The sequence below is a fragment of the Flavobacterium cerinum genome, assembly GCF_024496085.1.
Lineage (GTDB): Bacteria > Bacteroidota > Bacteroidia > Flavobacteriales > Flavobacteriaceae > Flavobacterium > Flavobacterium cerinum_A.
The window spans coordinates 130,828-150,882 of the sequence record NZ_CP101751.1 but is presented as its reverse complement, the minus strand read 5'-3'; the positions used below and the strand labels follow the sequence as shown (position 1 = coordinate 150,882).

Genomic DNA, 20,055 nt, shown 5'->3' with positions numbered 1-20,055 from the left:
ACCCGAAAAGACGCTGTTTTTTATCTTCTGAACAGATCGCGGAATTGATAGAGTAGCCGTTCTAACAGGCGAAGATCTTCCGTTATAATGTCGGCTGTTCCGCCCATTTCCTGTTGGAATGTAATCTTTTTGTGATAGGATGTGTTTAATCCTTTTGGTAATGATACGTCAATCAATAACAAACCGTCTTTATCAGGCGTCAGCGAAATGGATTTTACCTTGCCTTTCACGATACCGAATTCACGATCAGGATAATTTAATAATCGAATATTGACATCCTGATTGGGTTTTAGTTTTCCGGCATTGGTAGTCCGTGCTTTTACCTTACCTATATATTGAGCATCGGATTTAGGAATGACGGTAAAAACATTTTCACCTACATTAATGGTTTGATTTTCTTTCCAGATTTGCAGATAGGAAACTTCACCGGGGATTGAGGAACGCAATACGAAAGCGAGATCCCAGTCGGCAATAGCCTTTTTTAGCTGATTGTAGGATTGCGCCATATTTCGGAAAAAGATAACCTGATCCTTTGTTTCATTTATTTTGGTCGTTTTACTGCTTCGGCTTAATTCATTCAAAGAAGAATGTAGTTGTGAAATCTGGGAATTCAGACTTTTGATGTTTTTTTCACTTTGCAGGTAGTCGATATTTTTTGTTTCCCATTCCTGAGAGGCGATAACACCGTTTTCATATAATTTTTTATAGCGCTCCAGTTCTTTTTTCTTAAGTTGTAATTCGGTTTGCGCGATAATGACCTGCTGTTGTAAAAGTCCCATTCGTTCCTTTAACTGAGTGGCTTCATAACGTTGGGCACTGTTTTCTACATTATAGGGTTGGAGGTCTTTGTTGAGTTCATAGTTGGCATAGTCTTTTTCGAATAGTGCAAACACACTGGAAATATCGCCCAATTGTAAAGCATTCACTTTTTCAAAAGGGAATTTAAAATCGGGAGTAACCTTTAAACTGTCGGTAATACTTTTTAAAAGAAAAACATCCTCAAAATTGGCAGTGTTCTCAATAACGGCCAGTGGTGTGTCTTTTTTGATTTTTGTGCGATCCGGAACCAGAATTTTTTCAATTCGACCCGAAGTACGTGCGATTAGTTTTTCGGGTGGTGTTTGTGTTGTTATCGTGATTTCAGTTGTTACAATATCCGGATAACGGACAAACCAGGACAATATTAATAGTAAGGACAGAATAATGAAAATAACGATATTTCCCCATCGGATCATCCAATGCGGAACTTGCGTTAGTATTTCCTGAACTTCTTCGCTTCTTAATTCGATATTGGTTCTTCTATTTTGAGGCTGAGGCATCTTTCGTTGTATTAATTCTGTATTTATTTAATTGCCCAGTTGTAACTGGTTTTTAACTAAACGGTAATAATCACCGCGGTTGTCTACGAGTTCCTCATGATTTCCGACTTCAATAATCCGACCTTTGTCGAGTACTACAATTTGATCAGCATTCATAACCGTACTAAGTCGGTGCGCAATAACGACTACTGTTTTATCCCGGAAAAAGAGATCTAGCTTTTGCATAATCTCCCGTTCATTATTGGCATCCAAAGCGGAAGTTGCTTCGTCAAAAAACAACATTTCAGGATTTTTATAAACGGCACGGGCAATGAGTAAGCGTTGTTTCTGCCCCGTACTCATTCCGGTTCCTTCCATTCCGATTTTGGTATTGTAACCCAAAGGAAGTTCCTCGATAAAATCCCGGATATTGGCTACATCTGCGGCATAAGCAAGACGATTTTTATCCACTTTGTCTACACCAAGTGCGATATTGTTTGCTATTGTATCATTAAAAATATAGCCTTCCTGCATCACGCACCCGATATGAGAACGCCAGGTTTTTTGAGACATGTTTTTAAGATTGGTTTTGCCCAGAAAGATATCACCGGTATTCGGATCGTAGAATTTTAGTAGGATTTTCATCAGTGTCGTTTTTCCGCTACCGCTAACACCAACAATAGCGGTCACTTTTTTAGCCGGTATGGTTAAGCTGACATCTTCAAGTACGGGAATATCGGAACCGGTATACCGGAACGAGATATTTTTAATGTTAATCGTTTCGTCTTTTGGAAAGTCGTGTATTTTTTCGTCCTCGTCCTGAGTTTCATCTTCTTTTTCGTGTATTTCCGACAAACGGGCAAGGGAAATTCTAGCGTCTTGTGCTTCCCGTATAAAACCGATTAATTGTAAAATGGGACCGTTTAAGTTTCCTACAATGGAACTGATGGCCATCATCATACCGAGCGTAATGGCACCGTCGATAACCAATTTGGCAGAAAGAAAAATAATCAGAATATTTTTAAGTTCGTTGATAAAGTTGGAACCAATGTTTTGAGTTTGCTCCAATACCAGACTTTTCATGGATACTTTAAATAGGCGCGCCTGGATATATTCCCATCCCCAGCGTTTTTGTTTTTCTGCATTGTGCAGTTTGATTTCCTGCATTCCATTGATCAACTCAATTACTTTACTTTGTTCCTGGCTGACTTCAGAAAAACGTTTGTAATCGAGATCCTCTCTTCTTTTTAGGAAAAGGGTAACCCATAGAAAGTAGAAGAAACTTCCGATAAAGAAAATAGCGAAAATAGTCAGATTATAGTAAGCTAATACGGCTCCCATAATAATCATATTAATAAAGGAGAATAAAACGCTTAATGAAGATGTTGTCAGGATTCGTTCGATACGGTGATGATCGCTGATTCGTTGCATGATATCTCCGGTCATTCGCACATCAAAAAAGGAAATCGGAAGATTCATCAGTTTGATAAAGAAATCGGAGATCAGGGAAATATTGATTCGTGTTGACAGATGCAATAAAATCCAGCTTCGGATAAATTCAAGTCCGGTTCTTCCGAGAAACAAAAACAACTGGGCGACAAGTACCAGATAAATAAAATGGATATTCTGGTTTTGGATACCGACATCGACTACGCTTTGTGTCAGGAACGGAAAGATAAGCTGAATAAAACTCCCGGCTGTCAACCCGATGATTAGTTGAACCAGAAAAGTTTTGTAGCGTAAAACGTAACGGGATAATAATCCGAAACCGAAAGCACTGTTGTTACTGTCGGATTCAAATTCATTCTGATAAAACTTGGGAGTCGGTTCAATTAAAAGTGCGATTCCTTCTTCAGTTGTTTCAGTAGCATTATTGCCGATCCAGAATTTTAGAAATTCTTCTTTATCATATTCCAGAAGTCCGTGTGCCGGATCCGAAACATAGAGTTTGTTTTTCTTTACCTTATATAAGACTACATAATGATTGTTATTCCAATGCAGAATACACGGAACCGGTACTTCCTGCAATCGCTCTAATGAAATGCGGACACCCAATGTACGAAAACCGATTCTTTCAGCGGCGTCACTTAGTGACAGAAGATTACTTCCTTCCCTCGTTGTTTCAGATAAAGCTCTTAACTTCTGAATATTGATGACCTTTTTGTAGTGCTTGGCAATTATTTTAAGACATGTGGGACCACAGTCTTTGGAATCGGCTTGTTTATAAAAAGGGAATTGTAGCATTTCGTTTAAAAATTAGTATACCTTAATAAGGAATAACTATTTGTTGTTTTGTGGTTAAAACTCAATCATTATTAACAAATATAATAATATTGTTAAGTAAAGCGGGATTTGTCAAGGTCAAATCAATGACAAAGTGAGGACAATGTTTTGTTAGTGCTAATTTTGATAGGTCATATTGTGCTCTTTTTTGGACAGTTCAATCATTTCGTCAGAAAATAGACTGAATTCCTGTATTTTGTATTCGGTTGGGTAATAATAGCCGTTAATAAAAGTAGCCGGAGTATACAAAATACCGTTCGTATCACACCACAAACGATGTGATTGTAGTAATTGCTGTTTTTCCGGAGTCATGGTAACGCTTTTATTCTCCCAATGGGAAATGTCTTTTTTGTCAAACCATTCTTTTAATAGTAATAAGGCTTGTTTCGGATTGTGGTTGTATGCTTCCAATACGGAAAGTACTATTTTGGTGGCAAGATTGTCGGGTTTATCATAAGGAACACTAAAAATAAAGTGAATACGAATGTCATTACTGTGTCTTTCTAACAATGAAAAATAAGCTTTAAAAGCATCGGTACAATAACCGCATAACGGATTGATAACCGTTTGTATGGTGATGGCCTGATTGTCGGATCCGAAGCTGATTTTGTGTTGTTTTGGAAGAATTGAATTATTGGCGAGTTGCTTCTTATATAATAAGGAGGAAAATAATTCCTGATTTCGTTTAAACTTTAGAAAGTCAATCTCGGTCTTTTTTAAGTCAATGTTCTTTCTTATTAAGTTTTTGAAATACGTTATTCCTAAAAATATAACCGTAATGCATAATAGCGCTTTGCTCCAATATGCCGGTTGGAATTGATAAGGTGCAGCTGCTGTAAAAACAAAGCCCATTTCCAAAACAATTAATAAAGCCGTTCCGAGACAAAGGGCGCACCATTCTTTTAAAATAAAAGCCTGGCTGTAAAATGAAAATAACAAAACCGGTATAGCGGCTAATAAGGCGATGCTGAAAAAAGTCTTGTCAAAACCGATAAATAGTAAAAGTGTTAGCTGAGAAAGAAAAAACAGACTGGTAGCGGTACTGAGTGAGAGCCAGCCTAAAAACCGAACTTTGGAATTGATAATGGTACTGCAACTGCCTTTTTCATTTAAGGTGTTACATAAAGTCGTTGTGATGGTGTCCTGAATACCGAGTTCTTCTTTTGTAATCAGCCAACTAAGGAAAATACCGGATAACGATAAAACACCTAATAATGCAGTGGTAAGCGAAAAAGGATACAATAGTATAGCAACTAGTAATAGAGCTGCTATTCCTGAAATGATTGTGTTTAGTCTGTTTTTGTCTACAGTAGGAGTGGCGTTTTTCTCTACCACGATAATGGTTCCGGTCCAGATCTTTTTAAAATCGGTAAAACTGTAATGACGGGCTTTTTTATCAGATCCTTTACAGATAATACGGTTTTTAGTTTTCTGAACGGATACGAAAACAGGTTTTTCATCGATATTGATCAATGTCATAAAATATTCCGGAAGCTGTTCTAATGCGTCTATCGGTACATTGGCTGCAAGATTTTCAATGCCAAAATAATCGAAAGTATCTGAAACCGATCGGAAACTTGGGTAATCTTCATGCGATAACAACTGAAGGTTCAAATCCTCTTTGTTTAAGAAGTATGCGTTTTTGTTCAGAAAGTCATAGGTTAAATTTAAAAAAGAGGACATATTGTGTTTTTTTGTTGCGAAATGGGAATTATATTCTCAAAAATCATCATAAAGTGCGTTTGTCCAAAATTTTAAATGTTAATTTTTTCAACTTTTTTGTTTTTTTATAAATAAAAGTAAGGAAGATGTGTTTGAAGTGTTGGTTTTTTAAGAATTATTGTTCTGATAATTAATGAATTGTTTTCTTTTTTTATAGCGTAAATGATTTGATATAATCGGGTTACTTTTCTTTTGAAAATAGCGTGTGAAAAATGACGTGATTAACCCCGAAATGCAGATTAATAATTAGTTTTAAAAAAAGCAAAAATGTAATATTTAAAAAAATCCTATACTTTTGCGGGACAAACAGTAGAAGTATGGCAAAGAATTTAGTGATTGTTGAGTCGCCTGCAAAGGCAAAAACGATAGAAAAGTTTTTAGGAAAGGATTATCAGGTTGAGTCAAGTTACGGACATATAGCCGACTTGCCTTCCAAAGAAATCGGAGTTGATATTGAAAACAATTTTAAACCGAAGTATGAAGTTTCGTCCGATAAAAAAGCAGTAGTTAAAAAACTAAAAGACCTTTCTAAGTCAGCAGAAACCGTTTGGTTGGCTTCCGATGAAGACCGCGAGGGAGAAGCTATTGCATGGCATCTGGCGGAAGAATTAAAATTGGATCAGAAAAAAACCAAACGTATCGTTTTTCACGAAATTACTAAAACGGCCATTCAAAAAGCGATCGAAAACCCGAGAGGGATTAATTACGATCTTGTAAATGCCCAACAGGCGAGACGTGTTTTGGATCGATTGGTAGGATATGAACTTTCTCCGGTGCTTTGGAAAAAAGTAAAAGGAGGATTGTCTGCGGGAAGAGTACAATCGGTTTCAGTTCGTTTAATTGTTGAAAGGGAACGCGAAATACAAAATTTTAGAGCTGAAGGTTCCTATAGTGTCTCGGCTGAATTTGCGAATGAAGCCGGAAAAACATTTAAAGCGAAGCTGCCACATAATTTTAAAACAAAAGAAGAAGCGGAAAACTTCTTAAAACAAAATATAGGATCAGACTATAAAGTAGCTGATCTGGAAACAAAGCCGACCAAAAAGACACCGGCTGCGCCTTTTACTACATCAACTTTGCAACAGGAAGCGGCGCGAAAGCTCTATTTTCCGGTAGGTGTTACGATGATGTTGGCGCAACGTTTGTATGAGGCCGGATTGATCACTTATATGAGAACGGATAGTGTGAACTTATCACAGGATGCGATGGCAGCAGCCGAAGCTGAAATTATTCGTTCCTACGGTAAAGAATTCAGTAAACCGAGAAATTATGCAACAAAGACAAAAGGGGCGCAGGAAGCACACGAGGCAATCCGACCTACTGACATGTCTTTGCATTCCGTAAATATCGACAGAGATCAGGCACGTTTATATGATTTGATCTGGAAACGTACCCTGGCATCGCAAATGAGTGATGCGCAGTTGGAACGTACCAATGTGAAAATTCAAGCCAGTAACCATAAGGAAGTGTTTGGTGCTGTGGGTGAAGTGTTACTTTTTGAAGGCTTCCTTAAAGTGTATCTGGAAGGAAATGATGACGAAGAGGAAGAACAGGAAGGAATGTTGCCGGCATTACGGGTAAACGAAAGATTAACGAATAATTATATTACGGCTACAGAACGTTTTTCAAGACCGCCGGCGCGTTATACGGAAGCTTCTTTGGTGAAAAAACTCGAAGAACTGGGAATTGGACGTCCGTCGACTTATGCACCGACAATCTCAACGATCATCAACAGAAATTATGTTGAAAAAGGAAGCTTTGAAGGACAAGAGCGTAAATATGCATTGTTGACATTAAAAGGAGGTAAGATAAATGATCAGGAATTGAAAGAGAATTTCGGTTCTGATAAAGGAAAATTAGTTCCGACGGATATCGGAATTATTGTGAATGACTTCCTGGTTAAAAATTTTGAAACCATCTTAGATTATAACTTTACTGCTAAAGTAGAACAGGATTTTGATGAGATCGCAGCCGGAAATGAAGATTGGGCTACGATGATGCGTCTGTTTTATGATCATTTTCATCCGACCGTAATAAACGTTGAAGAAAATGCGGAAAGAGAATCCGGTGAGCGTATTTTAGGTGTAGATCCGAAATCGGGAAAACCGGTTAGTGTACGTTTAGGTAAATTCGGACCGATGGCACAAATCGGTGATGTGGATGAAGAAGAAAAACAATTCGCCAGTCTGCGTCCGGAACAAAACATCGGAAGTATTACACTGGAGGAAGCGTTGAACTTATTCTTGTTGCCGAAAAACCTGGGTACATATAAAGGAGAAGAAGTGGAGGTAAATAACGGACGTTTCGGACCGTATGTGCGTTTCGGAAGTGTTTTTATTTCGCTTCCTAAAGGTGAAGAGCCGTTAGACGTAACGTTAGAAAGGGCTATGGTTCTGATTAAAGAAAAAGAACAGGCCGATGCACCGATCGGAACGTATAAGAATGAACCGGTACAAAAAGGAGTAGGACGTTTCGGGCCGTTTATTAAATGGAACGGAATGTTTATTAATGTCAATAAGAAATACAACTTTGATAACTTATCACAATCGGATATTGTAGAATTGATTGAAGATAAGTTGCAAAAGGATATTGATAAAGTAATTCATAACTGGGAAGAAGAAGGAATCCGCGTGGAAAAAGCACGTTGGGGGCGTTCGGTAATTCTGAAAGGGAAAGTGAAAATTGAACTTTCTAAAGATGTGGATGCCGCTAAGATGACGCTTGATGAGGTAAAGGAGATGATCGAGAAAAAGGCTCCTGCAAAGAAAACGGCAGCTAAGAAAGCAACAGCAAAAAAAGCACCGGCTAAAAAAACAACTACAAAAAAGAAATAAGAAATGGCATTCGATTATATTCAACCGGTTGATGCCGAATTTCTGGCGTTTATTCAGGAATTAAATAGCCAAACTTTAGGACGGAAAGTGGTTTTTCATACCGAAACGGAGTTCCCGGACATCGAAAATGCAGCTATAGCGATTATTGGTGTTTTGGAAAACAGAGGTTTTGCAGGACATAATGATGCGATTGAATTAACGGAGATACGAAAAGCATTTTACAGACAATTTCCGGGCAACTGGGATGCTCAGATTGTTGATTTGGGTAATGTGGTTGCCGGTAGTTCTTCGGAAGATACGTATTATGTGTTGAAAACAGCTGTGGCGCATCTGATCAAAAATAAAGTAATTCCGATTGTAATTGGTGGTTCTCAGGATTTAACCTATGCGGTTTACCGGGCGTATGATCAATTGGAACAGATGGTGAATGTAGTAGCCATAGATAATCGTTTTGATTTTGGTAAAGATGAAGAACAGTTAGCCGGTAATTCGTATCTGACTAAGATGATTGTGGAAGAACCGAATAATCTCTTTAATTATAGTAATGTCGGATATCAGACCTATTTCAATTCGCAGGAAGAGATTGATCTTGTTGAAAAATTATACTTTGATGCTTATCGGTTAGGTGAAATCAGTAATAATTCGACTATAGCAGAGCCGGTTTTTCGCGATGCTGACCTAGTAAGTCTTGATTTGACCTCAGTAAAGTCAAGCGCTTCCGGTAACTTTGCACAGTTTATGCCGAATGGCTTTAACGGTAAAGAAATCTGTATACTTTCCCGTTACGCAGGAATCAGTGATAAGGTGTCTTCTTTTGGAATTTTTAACCATAATAGTACCGCTGCGGAAGCGATGTTAATTGCTCAGATTTTATGGTATTTTATTGAAGGATATCATTATCGTTCGAAAGAATATCCGTTTGGTAGCCGAGAAGAGTATTCCCGCTATATTGTGCCGTTGGAAGACGAAGAATTGATTTTCTATAAAAGCGATAAAACGGACAGATGGTGGATAGAAATACCCTTTTTAACAAGTTTTAACAATAAATTAAAAAGAAACACGTTATTACCTTGCACATATGAGGATTATTTGGGCGCAACAAACCATGAAATCCCCGAAAGATGGTGGAAGGCGCAACGTAAAAATATGGTTTAATTAACGCCTTCATAACGTTGATTGTTGAAAAAACGTTTATTTAAACCCTAAATTGTGTTTTATTGTTTTTTTTAAGTTTTTTTTAATAAAATTTTTGTTTTTTAGAAAATAAATAAATAGGTTTACGCCCTTAAAAATATAAATACTATTAACCCAAATTTATATGAAGAAGTTCATTGCATTAACAGCTGTTGTATCCTTATTTTTCAGCTGTGGTTCTAACGACAGAGGTGAGCTAGTAGGAGTTAAAGGAAAGAAATGGCATCCGGAAAAGCCGTATGGTATGACTTTGGTTCCTGGTGGTGCTTTTATTATGGGTAAATCAGATGATGATTTAGCCAACGTTCAGGACGCGCCGACAAAAACGGTAACAGTTCGTTCCTTTTACATGGATGAGACGGAGATTACGAATAGTGAGTATCGTCAGTTTGTCGAATGGGTAAAAGATTCTACAATCCGTGTTCGTTTGGCAATTTTAGCCGACGAGCAAGGTATGAAACCAGGTTCAGGAAGCAATAAAGGTGGAAGTATTGGAGATTTCGCTTTTAGTGATCAGGATCCTGCAAAAATGTCTGCTTACGACAAATACATGTATGAGAATTATTACAGTGTAGGAACTGATGAAGATCCTTATGCCGGAAGACGTCTTAACAAAAAAGTGAAATTACATAAAGACCCGCAAAAATACCCGGATGAGTATTATGTTGAGGTTATGGATTCTTTGTATTTACCTGCAAGTGAGTCTTATAACGGTCTGAGAACTTTCGATGTTTCGAAATTGAAATTCCGTTATACATGGATGGATATTCAAGCTGCTGCTAAAGATAAAAGCACTACAAGCAGTCGTTCCAAAAGAAGTAAATTTATCAAAACTGAAAATCAGTTAATCTATCCGGATACTACCGTTTGGATTAAGGACTTCGCATATTCGTATAACGAACCAATGCACAATGATTATTTCTGGCACCAGGCTTATGGGGATTATCCTGTAGTAGGAGTTAGCTGGAAACAAGCAAAAGCATTTTGTGCTTGGAGAACGTTAAACAAAAACTCGTATATCAAAAAGAAAAAAGGTAGAGATCAAGTGAACTCATTCCGTTTGCCAACAGAGGCAGAGTGGGAGTACGCTGCAAGAGGCGGTTTAGAATCTGCAACTTTTCCTTGGGGAGGACCTTATGCTCATAATGACAGAGGATGTTATTTGGCTAACTTCAAACCAAGTCGTGGAGATTATGCGGCTGACGGAGCGCTTTATACAGTAGAAGCAAAATCATACGAGCCTAATGATTTCAACTTATACAACATGTCAGGTAACGTAGCTGAGTGGACTGATTCTTCATATGATGCAGCGGCTTATGATTACGTGTCAACAATGAACCCAAATGTTCCGGATGCTAAAAACCAACGTAAAGTGGTACGTGGCGGATCCTGGAAAGATGTTTCTTACTACTTACAGGTGGGAACACGTAACTTCGAATATGCAGATACAGCAAGAAGTTATATCGGATTCAGAACAGTTCAGGATTATATGGGAGCTCAGGCAACCGGAAGCAGACCGAACTAAAATCCAACAAAATATTTCAACTTAACTCAATTTTAAAATTTAACCAATTTTTATTTATAATTAACTTAACTAACTAAAATTTTATTTTATTATGGCACTACCTAAAAAAGTTATGAATTTTGCCTACGGTATGGGGGCAGCAGTGGTAATCGTTGGAGCGTTATTCAAAATTATGCACTGGCCAGGTGCAAGCCCAATGCTTATTATTGGTCTTGGAGTTGAGGCTTTCATCTTCGCATTATCAGCTTTTGATCCAGTTGAAAAAGAATTAGATTGGTCTTTAGTTTACCCTGAATTAGCAGGTGGAGAAGCTAAAAAGAGAGATGTGAAAAAAGCGGAAAACCCAACAGAAGCGCAAGGATTATTATCTCAGAAATTAGATAACATGTTAAAAGAAGCTAAAATTGACGGTGAGTTAATGTCAAGCTTAGGTAACAGCATCAAAAATTTCGAAGCTGCTGCTAAAGGAATTGCTCCAACTGTTGATTCAGTTGCTTCTACAAAAAAATATGCTGAAGAAATGTCATTGGCTGCAGCTCAAATGGAGTCATTAAACAGCATGTACAAAGTACAATTAGAAAGTGCTACTCGTAATGCAGAGATCAACAAAGAAGTTGCAGAAAACAACTTGAAATTAAAAGATCAAATGCAATCATTGACTGCAAATTTATCTTCATTAAACAACGTTTACGGCGGAATGCTTTCTGCAATGAGCAACAGAAACTAATTAGTTGCATTATTTATTAATCTTTAAAACTAATTAGAAAGAAATGGCAGGAGGAAAATTAACCCCTAGACAGAAGATGATTAACCTGATGTACCTGGTTTTCATCGCAATGTTGGCATTAAACATGTCAAAAGAAGTATTATCCGCTTTTGGTTTGATGAACGAAAAATTCGAAACAGCTAACACGGCTGCTACAGAAACAAATTCACTTACATTAGGCGCGTTAGGTACTAAAGCTGCTGATAACCCGACTCAATTTGGAGAAGCTAAAAAGAAAGCAGATCAGGTAGCAACTATTACTAAAAATTTCTACGATTACATCGGAAAATTAAAAGCTGATGCAACTGCAGGAGTTGAAAAAAACAAAGACGGAAAACTTCCTTACGAAGCTATGGATAAAGGTGACAAAATCGACGAAGGTTGGTTTAGTGGTGACGGATATTCTGCTAAAGGAAAAGAAATCGTTAGTACTATGGATAAGTACAGAGCAGATATGAAAGCGATAATCGGAAACGATGCTAAATACAAAGCTATTGTTGCTGAAATCGATTCTAAATTCAATACTGCTGATGTGAAAGACGGAGATGGAGTAACTAAAAAATATTTAGATTACAACTACAAAGGATTCCCGTCAATCGCTTCTTTAACGAAGTTATCGGCAATGCAAAATGACGTAAAAGTTATCGAAGCAGAGCTTTACAACGCATTCTTAGGAAACACTGCAATTGCAGCGGCTTCTATGAAAAACTATAAAGCGTTCGTAATGATGGATAAATCAGCTTTCTTCCAGGGAGAGCAAGTTACAGGACGTGTAGTATTAGGTCGTTATGATGAGTCTACAGTTCCGAAAGCAGTTTCTGTTGTAGGTGCAAGTACTTCTATCGAAAACGGATCTGCAGTATTCAAAATGGCTGCTGGAAGCGTTGGAGATAAAGATATCAAAGGTAAGTTTACTTTCATGGAAGATAACAAACCGGTTGAAATCGAAATCGCTGGAAACTACGTTGTAGTACCAAAACCAAACCAGGCTATCGTTTCTGCTGATAAAATGAAAGTTGTTTACCGTGGTGTTCCGAACCCGATTTCGGTTTCTGTACCAGGTATCTCTTCTGATAAAGTAAAAGCGTCTGCTCCTGGAATGGCTGCAGCTGGAAAACCAGGTCAGTACAACCTTACACCAGGTGCTGGAAGTGATGTAACAATCAATGTTACTGCTACTATGCCTGACGGTAAATCATTCAGCAGCAAAGAAGTATTCCGTATCAAAGGATTACCGGCTCCGACTGGAAAAATCCGTGGAGAGGTTGCTGCTAAAGGATCTAAATCAAACTTAGAGGTTTGTACAATCTCAGCTGAGTTAGAAGATTTTGATTTCCCTGTTAGCGTTAACGTAACACAATTTAACATCAGAGTACCAGGTCAGCCGACTATCGTTGTTTCCGGAAACAAAATGGATGCAAGAGCTAAAGCGGCTATCGCTAAAGCAAGCAGAGGTGATATCGTTATTATCTCCGAGATCAAAGCTAAATTTGTTGGTTTAGATCAAATGCCGAAAAGAGTTGCATCTTGTACATTTGAAGTACAATAAAAACGACCAAGTTTGAGTTTATAATTACTTAAATAGTATATAAAGAATAAAAAATGAATTGGAGAAATTTTTCATTAGTAATTGCATTTACTTTTAGCTCGATTGCAACTTTTGCACAGTCTAACCTTTTAAATGCAAAAACCCCGGCTGAGATCGGTAAAAAAACCGCAGCACAATTAAATGCAGATAACGACAAGCCGCTTCCATACGGATATGTGGATGATCGTGATGTATTAATGGGGAAAAAGATTTGGGAAATTATCGACCTTGATGAAAGAGTTAACTTCCCGTTATATTACCCTATAGAAGGAAACTTAGGTCCGGATAGAAAGCCTCTTTATGATGTTTTGGTTGAAGGAATTAAGGCAGGTAAGCTTACTGAAATTTATGATGATAGTTATTTTACAACTAAAAAATCATTAAAAGATATCGAGGCTTCATTATTTAGAATCGATACAACTGATGCCGGTAAAGAGCAGTATAACAGCTTCACGGCAAAACAGAAAAAAGCGGGTGCCAAAATTTCTGAAGAGTATATCAACAAAACAGAAATCGCAGCAGTTCACGTATCCGATTATAAAGTTGTTGGTTACTGGTATTTCGATACCCGTCAGGGTGAATTAAAATACCGTATTTTAGGTATTTGCCCAATTGTTCCGGATGTTTATACAATGGACAAAGAGGAGAAAGAATACATCGAATTGTTCTGGGTTTACTTCCCGTCGGCAAGAGATGTGTTACACGCAAGTAAAGCCTTCAACGATAAAAACTCGGCTATGCCAATTACGTTTGACCACTTGTTGAATTCAAGACGTTTTAACGGAGTAATTTATAGAGAAGAAAACGTTTATGGTGACCGTCAGATTGATGAGTATGTAAAAGAAAATGCTCAAATGCAATTATTGGAATCAGAACGCGTAAAAGAAAAAATCCGCAACTTCGAACAAGATATGTGGAATTACTAAAAAATAATTTCTCCAATTTTATAAAAACTCTTACCAACCCGGTAAGAGTTTTTTATTTTTGTACCATGATAGATTATTTGATTGTCGGCTCCGGTATCGCCGGAATTTGTTTTGCTGAAACGATATTGCAAAACGGGAAAACATTTAAGGTATTTGAAGATGCTTCAACGTCGTCTTCACGCGTAGCAGGCGGTTTATATAACCCGGTTATTTTAAAACGTTTTAGTCAGGTTTGGTGTGCTCAGGAACAATTGGAATACGGACTTCCGTTTTATGCCGACATTGCCAAAAGAATCGGAACTGAATTTGATTTCCGGATACCGATCTATCGAAAATTCGCATCCGTTGAAGAACAGAATAATTGGTTTCAGGCGGCTGATAAACCCAATCTGGCACCCTATTTATCGGGAACTGTTATTCATAAAAAATACCAATCGATTACATCTGATTTTGGCTTTGGAGAAGTGCTGATGACCGGCTATGTTGATACAGCACTCTTATTAGATACTTATAACCGTTATCTGGATGAAAATGACTTATTGATTAAGGAGCATTTTGACCATTCTAAATTAACCGTTACGGATGATTATTTAGAATATAAAGGCATAAAAGCAAAAGAAATTGTTTTTGCAGAAGGCTTCGGAATGATACAAAATCCGTTTTTTAATCATGTGCCACTTGATGGAACCAAAGGTGAATTACTTGTGATTAAAGCACCGGATCTGGATCTTGATGTAGTTTTAAAATCCAGTGTTTTTATACTTCCAATAGGTAACGGACTGTTTAAAGTTGGCGCAACTTATAATTGGGAGGATAAAACGGACGAACCTACTGAAGCCGGAAAACAGGAATTGATTCAGGAATTGAAATCTTTAATTGATTGTGAATTTGAAGTTGTCGATCATTTTGCCGGAGTACGACCAACGGTGAAAGACAGAAGACCGTTAGTCGGAACACATCATCTGTATCGCAATTTACACTTGTTAAACGGACTCGGGACACGTGGGGTAATGCTAGGGCCGTTTTTGGCTCAAAAGCTCTTTGAATCGATTGAAAATAAAACGGCTTTAGATACGCAAATTGATATCAAACGTTTTTATAAAAAATTAGGAATCCGATTGGATTCCTAAATATAGCTTAGTTGTTTTTATTAATGTGATTTTTCCAGTCCTTGTCATAATGGACAAAAAAGTTAATCCAGATATTACGGGACAAACGCATAATGATCGGCATAAAAACAATTAGAGTTAAAATTATGGCGATAAATGCGGTTTTAAGTGTTGATCCCAAAAACAGATAGGAAATGACAAATGCGGCTACGCCGAAGGCAATACCTACACCATAGCTTACATACATGGCGCCATAAAAAAACGACGGCTCAATTTTGTAATAAGTGCCGCAATGACTGCATTGTTCATGCATCTCAAAAACACTCTTTAGTTTATATGGGTTTTTCTCAACATACATGCCTTCTTCCTGACATTTTGGGCAACTTCCGGTCAGGATACTATTGAGTTTGGTTCCTTTTTTAAACATTTGTAGAAATTTTAGTAAAGGTACGTCTTTAAAAAATTACCTTTGTAACCTTTGTAACAAAATTATGCTAAATATACACAATTTATCGGTTTCTTTTGGCGGAACTTACTTGTTTGAAGAAGTAACGTTTCGATTGGGAGCAGGTGACAGAGTCGGACTAGTTGGGAAAAACGGAGCTGGAAAATCAACCATGCTTAAAATTCTTTCCAGAGAACTGGCTCCGGATTCAGGAAGCATTGCAACTGAAAAAGAAGTTAAACTGGGATTCTTAAAACAAGATATTGACTTTGTAAAAGGGAGAACGGTTTTGGATGAAGCTTACCAGGCTTTTGAAGAAATTAAAAATGCCGAAATGAAGATGGATAACATCAATCATCAGTTGGCAACCCGAACCGATTATGAAAGTCAGGAGTATTCCGAATTGATCGAACAGTTAAGTGATGTTACCCATCATTATGAAATTTTGGGCGGTTATAACTATGTAGGTGATACCGAAAAAGTATTGCTTGGATTAGGTTTTAAACGGGAAGATTTTGATAAGGCTACCGATACTTTTTCCGGAGGATGGAGAATGCGTATTGAGTTAGCAAAATTGTTACTGCAAACCAATGATATTTTATTATTGGATGAGCCGACAAACCACCTTGATATTGAAAGTATCATCTGGTTGGAAAGCTTTTTACGAAATTTCCCGGGCGTTGTAGTAATCGTTTCCCACGATAAAATGTTCCTGGATAATGTTACCAATAGAACGATTGAGATCTCTCTGGGTAAGATTTACGACTTTAGTAAGCCTTACAGTGAATATCTGATTCAACGTCACGAAATCCGTGAAAAACAATTGGCAACACAGAAAAATCAGGCGAAAAAAATTGAAGAAACGGAAAAACTGATCGAAAAATTCAGAGCCAAAGCTTCTAAAGCCTCAATGGCACAATCCCTGATCAAAAAACTGGATAAAGTAGAGCGTATTGAAGTAGATGAAGATGATAATTCGGTGATGAGTATTTCATTTCCGGTTTCTGTAACGCCGGGACGTGTTGTAATTGAAGCGGAGCATGTAACCAAAAGTTACGGCGAAAAAACGATTTTAAAAGATATTTCGCTTTTGGTAGAGCGTGGTAGTAAAATCGCTTTTGTGGGACAAAACGGTCAGGGAAAATCGACATTTATAAAAGCAATAGTTAATGAATTCGAATATCAGGGCGAAATAAAACTGGGACATAACGTTCAGTTGGGCTATTTCGCTCAAAATCAGGCGGAATATCTGGATGGCGAAAAAACGTTACTGGATACAATGACGGATGCTGCAACGGATACAAATCGTTCGAAGGTAAGAGATATGCTCGGAGCCTTTCTTTTCCGTGGTGATGATGTTGAGAAAAAAGTAAAAGTACTGTCCGGAGGAGAGCGAAACCGATTAGCACTTTGTAAGCTGTTATTACAGCCTATTAATGTGTTGGTAATGGATGAGCCGACAAACCACCTCGATATTAAGTCTAAAAACGTTTTAAAGGCCGCTTTGCAGAAGTTTGAAGGAACTTTGCTGTTAGTGTCTCACGATCGGGATTTCTTACAGGGAATGTCCAATATTGTCTACGAATTTAAAGACCAGAAAATCCGTGAATACTTAGGGGATATTAATTTCTTCCTTGAACAACGCAATGTACAGAATATGCGTGAAGTAGAGAAAAAAGATGTCGTTAAGGAAACGGTGGTGCAGAAAGAGAGTAAGACGCTTTCGTATGAGGAACAAAAAAAACAAAAAGGCCTTCAGAATAAGCTAAGTAAAGTAGAAAGTCAGATTCAGGAACTTGAAAAAGAAATTCAGAAAGATGACAAAGCACTTGCCGAACATTATGAAAAACTAATGCAGGATGCTTCTTTCTTTTCGGCATATGAAAAGAAAAAGAAAGAGTTGGATCAGCTTTTAGCCGACTGGGAACTAATACAAGAAGAAATAGAAAGTAACGTATAAAACAGAGAAGAGTGGTTATAGCCACTCTTTTTTATTTAAAAGGATTTCGTTCCTGCCATACTGTTTCGGGTTCGAGAGAACGGAAAAGTTTTGAAATATAACGGTTAATAAACGGATTACTATGCTGAATATAGCCGAACATTTCCAAAGGTTTTGCACCAACGGAGCTCTTTATTTCCAAAGCAGTCCGGGCAAAGATGATTTTTTTGTAACCCTGATTGATCGAATAACAAATCATATCATAAAGCATATTCAGATACAACATTTTATCCCGCTGACAACTTTCATCATATCCTAAAAAATAGGTGTCGATCACAGTTCCGTTTTTAATTAGCGTATTGAAACCAATCAATTTGTCATCCAGAAAATAACCGTAAAAGAAAAAATCATCCTGAAGTAGTTTCTTCAGCTTGTAAAAATGATTTTCAGCCAGAAAAAAAGTATTAAACGGAGCATTTCGGGCAACATTATGATACAATTGATGTATGATGTCTGAATGTGTTTTTATGTCCTCTAAAGTAAACTTACGTTTAGTAATTCCCGTTGCTTTTTTTCGTGCTCTTTTATACTGATCTCTATACTTTTTTAGTAATGAATCCACATAATCGGTTTCGTTTTTCCATTCCTCACGGATGTCAAATATCATGTTAGGTTGGGTTGTGAATCGATAAAAAGAAGCAAATTCAGGGATGTCAAAATGCGATATAGCAGATTGATCAAAATCCTTAAAAACGGTTAAATGAATTTTTGTTTTTCGTTTTCGGAATATTTCTTTTAAATCATTAACCGAAGCTAATAGCAATGCAATGGCATCAGCAGTATTTATTTTATCATTGATAGCAAAAGCATTCTGTCCGGTCAGCATATTATTCCCGATAAAAAGTACATGAGCACTAAAATTTCGGAATACAAAATTTCGAACGGAAGTTTTAAGGCAATTGTCCCGTTCACCGAAGGATTCTACTTTGTTAAGATCTAAAAACTGAGATAAAGCAATTCCGCATAATTCCTCCTGATGATATAAACCGATATAGTGACAGATCATATTAACCGGAGCCGATTTCTCCAGTACTTTAAGATAAGCTTTACTAAGGAAAATATTGGAATTAGCCAGTGTATCCCAATTTTCAGGAATCGCTGTTGATGATGTATAAATTTTATAGGTAAAGTCTGTTTTCACTAAAGAAAGAATCGCTCCACAAATGTAGAGCGATTAGTATAGAATAAGTGTTAAAAAAGTTTTTTTCTATTTCATGGCACAGATTATTCCGCCCATAATCATGCAACTTACTACCCAGAATCCTCCGGCAATTAAGGTATATTTCCAGGATCTGCGTTCAAATAAAGCACTTGTACCCACTACAGGCAAGGCGAAAAATAATCCGGCAAAAAAACCATGAAGCATACCGTGTTTAAAAGTACGGAAAACGGTTCCATAGTCGGCCATAAAGGCATGATAAGAAGGTTTAGCAGTAGTAACATCACCGCCGATCATACCTAATGCTCCGTATTGATGAATTGTAAGAAACTGAAGGATAAACGAAATAAAGAAAGCATAGACAATAGCCATTCCGAAAATAACGGCCATATTACCGGTTTTTACCTGTTCTTCCGTTAGATGAGCTTCTCTCATCCAGATAGTACCGAATACTTTCGGATTATACCATATAAATCCAACAACTAATGTGGATAATGCTGCTAATAAAAGCGCTAAAAAGTTGACTTCCATGATTTTTTGCTTTTTTGTTGTGTAAATGTATGAAAATTAACAATATTATTGATTTTTATGTTGTTTTATCTTTGCGCTATGTGTTGTGACCATACGGAATTGAAATTATTATTAGCAAGTAATAAATACTCAAAAACACTCAAATAATAAAACTGGTTGTTTTTAAAATATTGTAAATCAGTGTTTTGTGTTTATTTTTTCAGCTACGTGGAAGTGAGTGTCTAATTTCTTTTTTTGCCTTTGTTTTTGCGTTTACTTTGCCTTGTAAATGAATTTGAAGTAATGCAGTTTTAGTTATAACAATATCGATAAAAGAGTTCTTTTTTGATGATTTTTAGAAATTCAATATGTGTTAATGAGAAACTTTTGAAATCGTAAGAAGAAGGCAATGTGTAGCTAAAATGATTCCTTGTATCGTTTGCTATATGACAATCAAGGATGAAACAGAGTACGTTAATAAGTTTAAAGTTGATTCTACAAGAATTATTAATTAATATATTATAAAGTATGTTACCATTTACTTATTTATTCGCTCTTTTAGTGGAATTATTTGCTTAACGGAAGGTTAGGTAAATTTATGGAGTAGATTCCGGATATAGTTAAGTGCTTAATTTGGAGTTACTTAAAAAATAAAGTTTTTTGGGGTTAAACAGTTGTTAATGAGGCACCTGATATG

14 protein-coding genes are annotated in these 20,055 nt (G+C 37.0%); 8 read left to right on the top strand and 6 right to left on the bottom strand.

Features of this window, described 5'->3' with window-relative positions:
• Positions 1-20: 20 nt before the first annotated feature.
• From NOX80_RS00585 to NOX80_RS00575, 3 genes are all read right to left on the bottom strand, one after another.
• Positions 21-1,319 (bottom strand): HlyD family secretion protein, encoded by a 1,299-nt coding sequence (locus tag NOX80_RS00585; RefSeq protein ID WP_256551409.1) that lies wholly within the window; start codon positions 1,317-1,319, stop codon positions 21-23.
• A 27-nt stretch (positions 1,320-1,346) separates the two neighbouring features.
• Positions 1,347-3,542, bottom strand: coding sequence for a peptidase domain-containing ABC transporter (locus NOX80_RS00580; RefSeq protein ID WP_256551408.1), 2,196 nt, complete (start codon positions 3,540-3,542; stop codon positions 1,347-1,349).
• A gap of 156 nt (positions 3,543-3,698) precedes the next feature.
• Positions 3,699-5,264, bottom strand: coding sequence for a vitamin K epoxide reductase family protein (locus tag NOX80_RS00575; protein ID WP_256551407.1), 1,566 nt, complete (start codon positions 5,262-5,264; stop codon positions 3,699-3,701).
• A gap of 356 nt (positions 5,265-5,620) precedes the next feature.
• Here NOX80_RS00575 and topA point away from each other — a divergent pair, with 356 nt between their 5' ends.
• From topA to NOX80_RS00540, 7 genes are all read left to right on the top strand, one after another.
• Positions 5,621-8,137, top strand: coding sequence for a type I DNA topoisomerase (gene topA, locus NOX80_RS00570; RefSeq protein ID WP_256551406.1), 2,517 nt, complete (start codon positions 5,621-5,623; stop codon positions 8,135-8,137).
• Positions 8,138-8,140: 3 nt separating this feature from the next.
• A complete protein-coding gene (locus NOX80_RS00565) occupies positions 8,141-9,292 on the top strand; it encodes a formimidoylglutamase (RefSeq protein WP_256551405.1) in 1,152 nt (383 codons plus the stop codon).
• Between the two features lie 163 nt (positions 9,293-9,455).
• Positions 9,456-10,856: a type IX secretion system lipoprotein PorK/GldK gene (porK, locus tag NOX80_RS00560; RefSeq protein WP_256551404.1), complete on the top strand. Its 1,401-nt coding sequence runs from the start codon at positions 9,456-9,458 to the stop codon at positions 10,854-10,856.
• An 88-nt stretch (positions 10,857-10,944) separates the two neighbouring features.
• Positions 10,945-11,583, top strand: a complete 639-nt coding sequence (porL, locus tag NOX80_RS00555) for a type IX secretion system motor protein PorL/GldL (protein WP_256553045.1) — start codon at positions 10,945-10,947, stop codon at positions 11,581-11,583.
• A 43-nt stretch (positions 11,584-11,626) separates the two neighbouring features.
• Complete coding sequence (gene porM, locus NOX80_RS00550) at positions 11,627-13,171, top strand: type IX secretion system motor protein PorM/GldM (RefSeq protein WP_256551403.1); 1,545 nt, start codon at positions 11,627-11,629, stop codon at positions 13,169-13,171.
• 53 nt (positions 13,172-13,224) lie between these two features.
• Positions 13,225-14,136, top strand: coding sequence for a type IX secretion system ring protein PorN/GldN (gene porN, locus NOX80_RS00545; protein ID WP_256551402.1), 912 nt, complete (start codon positions 13,225-13,227; stop codon positions 14,134-14,136).
• 65 nt (positions 14,137-14,201) lie between these two features.
• Positions 14,202-15,266 carry an NAD(P)/FAD-dependent oxidoreductase gene (locus NOX80_RS00540; protein WP_256551401.1) on the top strand — a complete coding sequence of 355 codons (1,065 nt, stop codon included), beginning with the start codon at positions 14,202-14,204 and terminating at the stop codon, positions 15,264-15,266.
• A gap of 7 nt (positions 15,267-15,273) precedes the next feature.
• Here NOX80_RS00540 and NOX80_RS00535 read toward each other — a convergent pair whose 3' ends face one another.
• Positions 15,274-15,672 (bottom strand): DUF983 domain-containing protein, encoded by a 399-nt coding sequence (locus NOX80_RS00535; protein WP_256551400.1) that lies wholly within the window; start codon positions 15,670-15,672, stop codon positions 15,274-15,276.
• A 64-nt stretch (positions 15,673-15,736) separates the two neighbouring features.
• On the opposite strand from NOX80_RS00535, the gene NOX80_RS00530 reads away from it, so the two are divergent.
• Positions 15,737-17,650: an ABC-F family ATP-binding cassette domain-containing protein gene (locus NOX80_RS00530; RefSeq protein ID WP_256551399.1), complete on the top strand. Its 1,914-nt coding sequence runs from the start codon at positions 15,737-15,739 to the stop codon at positions 17,648-17,650.
• A 31-nt stretch (positions 17,651-17,681) separates the two neighbouring features.
• Here the strand turns inward: NOX80_RS00530 and NOX80_RS00525 are convergent, their stop codons facing one another.
• Both NOX80_RS00525 and NOX80_RS00520 read right to left on the bottom strand, forming a co-directional pair.
• Positions 17,682-18,830: a GNAT family N-acetyltransferase gene (locus NOX80_RS00525; protein WP_256551398.1), complete on the bottom strand. Its 1,149-nt coding sequence runs from the start codon at positions 18,828-18,830 to the stop codon at positions 17,682-17,684.
• Between the two features lie 66 nt (positions 18,831-18,896).
• The gene (locus tag NOX80_RS00520) at positions 18,897-19,379 is read right to left on the bottom strand and encodes a DUF1761 domain-containing protein (RefSeq protein ID WP_256551397.1); all 483 of its coding nucleotides are present in this window, start codon (positions 19,377-19,379) and stop codon (positions 18,897-18,899) included.
• Between the last annotated feature and the right edge of the window lie 676 nt (positions 19,380-20,055).

Bases quoted from the DNA above. Each gene is read 5' to 3' on its own strand.
- NOX80_RS00585 (WP_256551409.1), bottom strand. From the start codon at position 1,319: ATGCCTCAGCCTCAAAATAGAAGAACCAATATCGAATTAAGAAGCGAA.
- NOX80_RS00580 (WP_256551408.1), bottom strand. From the start codon at position 3,542: ATGCTACAATTCCCTTTTTATAAACAAGCCGATTCCAAAGACTGTGGT.
- NOX80_RS00575 (WP_256551407.1), bottom strand. From the start codon at position 5,264: ATGTCCTCTTTTTTAAATTTAACCTATGACTTTCTGAACAAAAACGCA.
- topA (WP_256551406.1), top strand. From the start codon at position 5,621: ATGGCAAAGAATTTAGTGATTGTTGAGTCGCCTGCAAAGGCAAAAACG.
- NOX80_RS00565 (WP_256551405.1), top strand. From the start codon at position 8,141: ATGGCATTCGATTATATTCAACCGGTTGATGCCGAATTTCTGGCGTTT.
- porK (WP_256551404.1), top strand. From the start codon at position 9,456: ATGAAGAAGTTCATTGCATTAACAGCTGTTGTATCCTTATTTTTCAGC.
- porM (WP_256551403.1), top strand. From the start codon at position 11,627: ATGGCAGGAGGAAAATTAACCCCTAGACAGAAGATGATTAACCTGATG.
- porN (WP_256551402.1), top strand. From the start codon at position 13,225: ATGAATTGGAGAAATTTTTCATTAGTAATTGCATTTACTTTTAGCTCG.
- NOX80_RS00540 (WP_256551401.1), top strand. From the start codon at position 14,202: ATGATAGATTATTTGATTGTCGGCTCCGGTATCGCCGGAATTTGTTTT.
- NOX80_RS00535 (WP_256551400.1), bottom strand. From the start codon at position 15,672: ATGTTTAAAAAAGGAACCAAACTCAATAGTATCCTGACCGGAAGTTGC.
- NOX80_RS00530 (WP_256551399.1), top strand. From the start codon at position 15,737: ATGCTAAATATACACAATTTATCGGTTTCTTTTGGCGGAACTTACTTG.
- NOX80_RS00520 (WP_256551397.1), bottom strand. From the start codon at position 19,379: ATGGAAGTCAACTTTTTAGCGCTTTTATTAGCAGCATTATCCACATTA.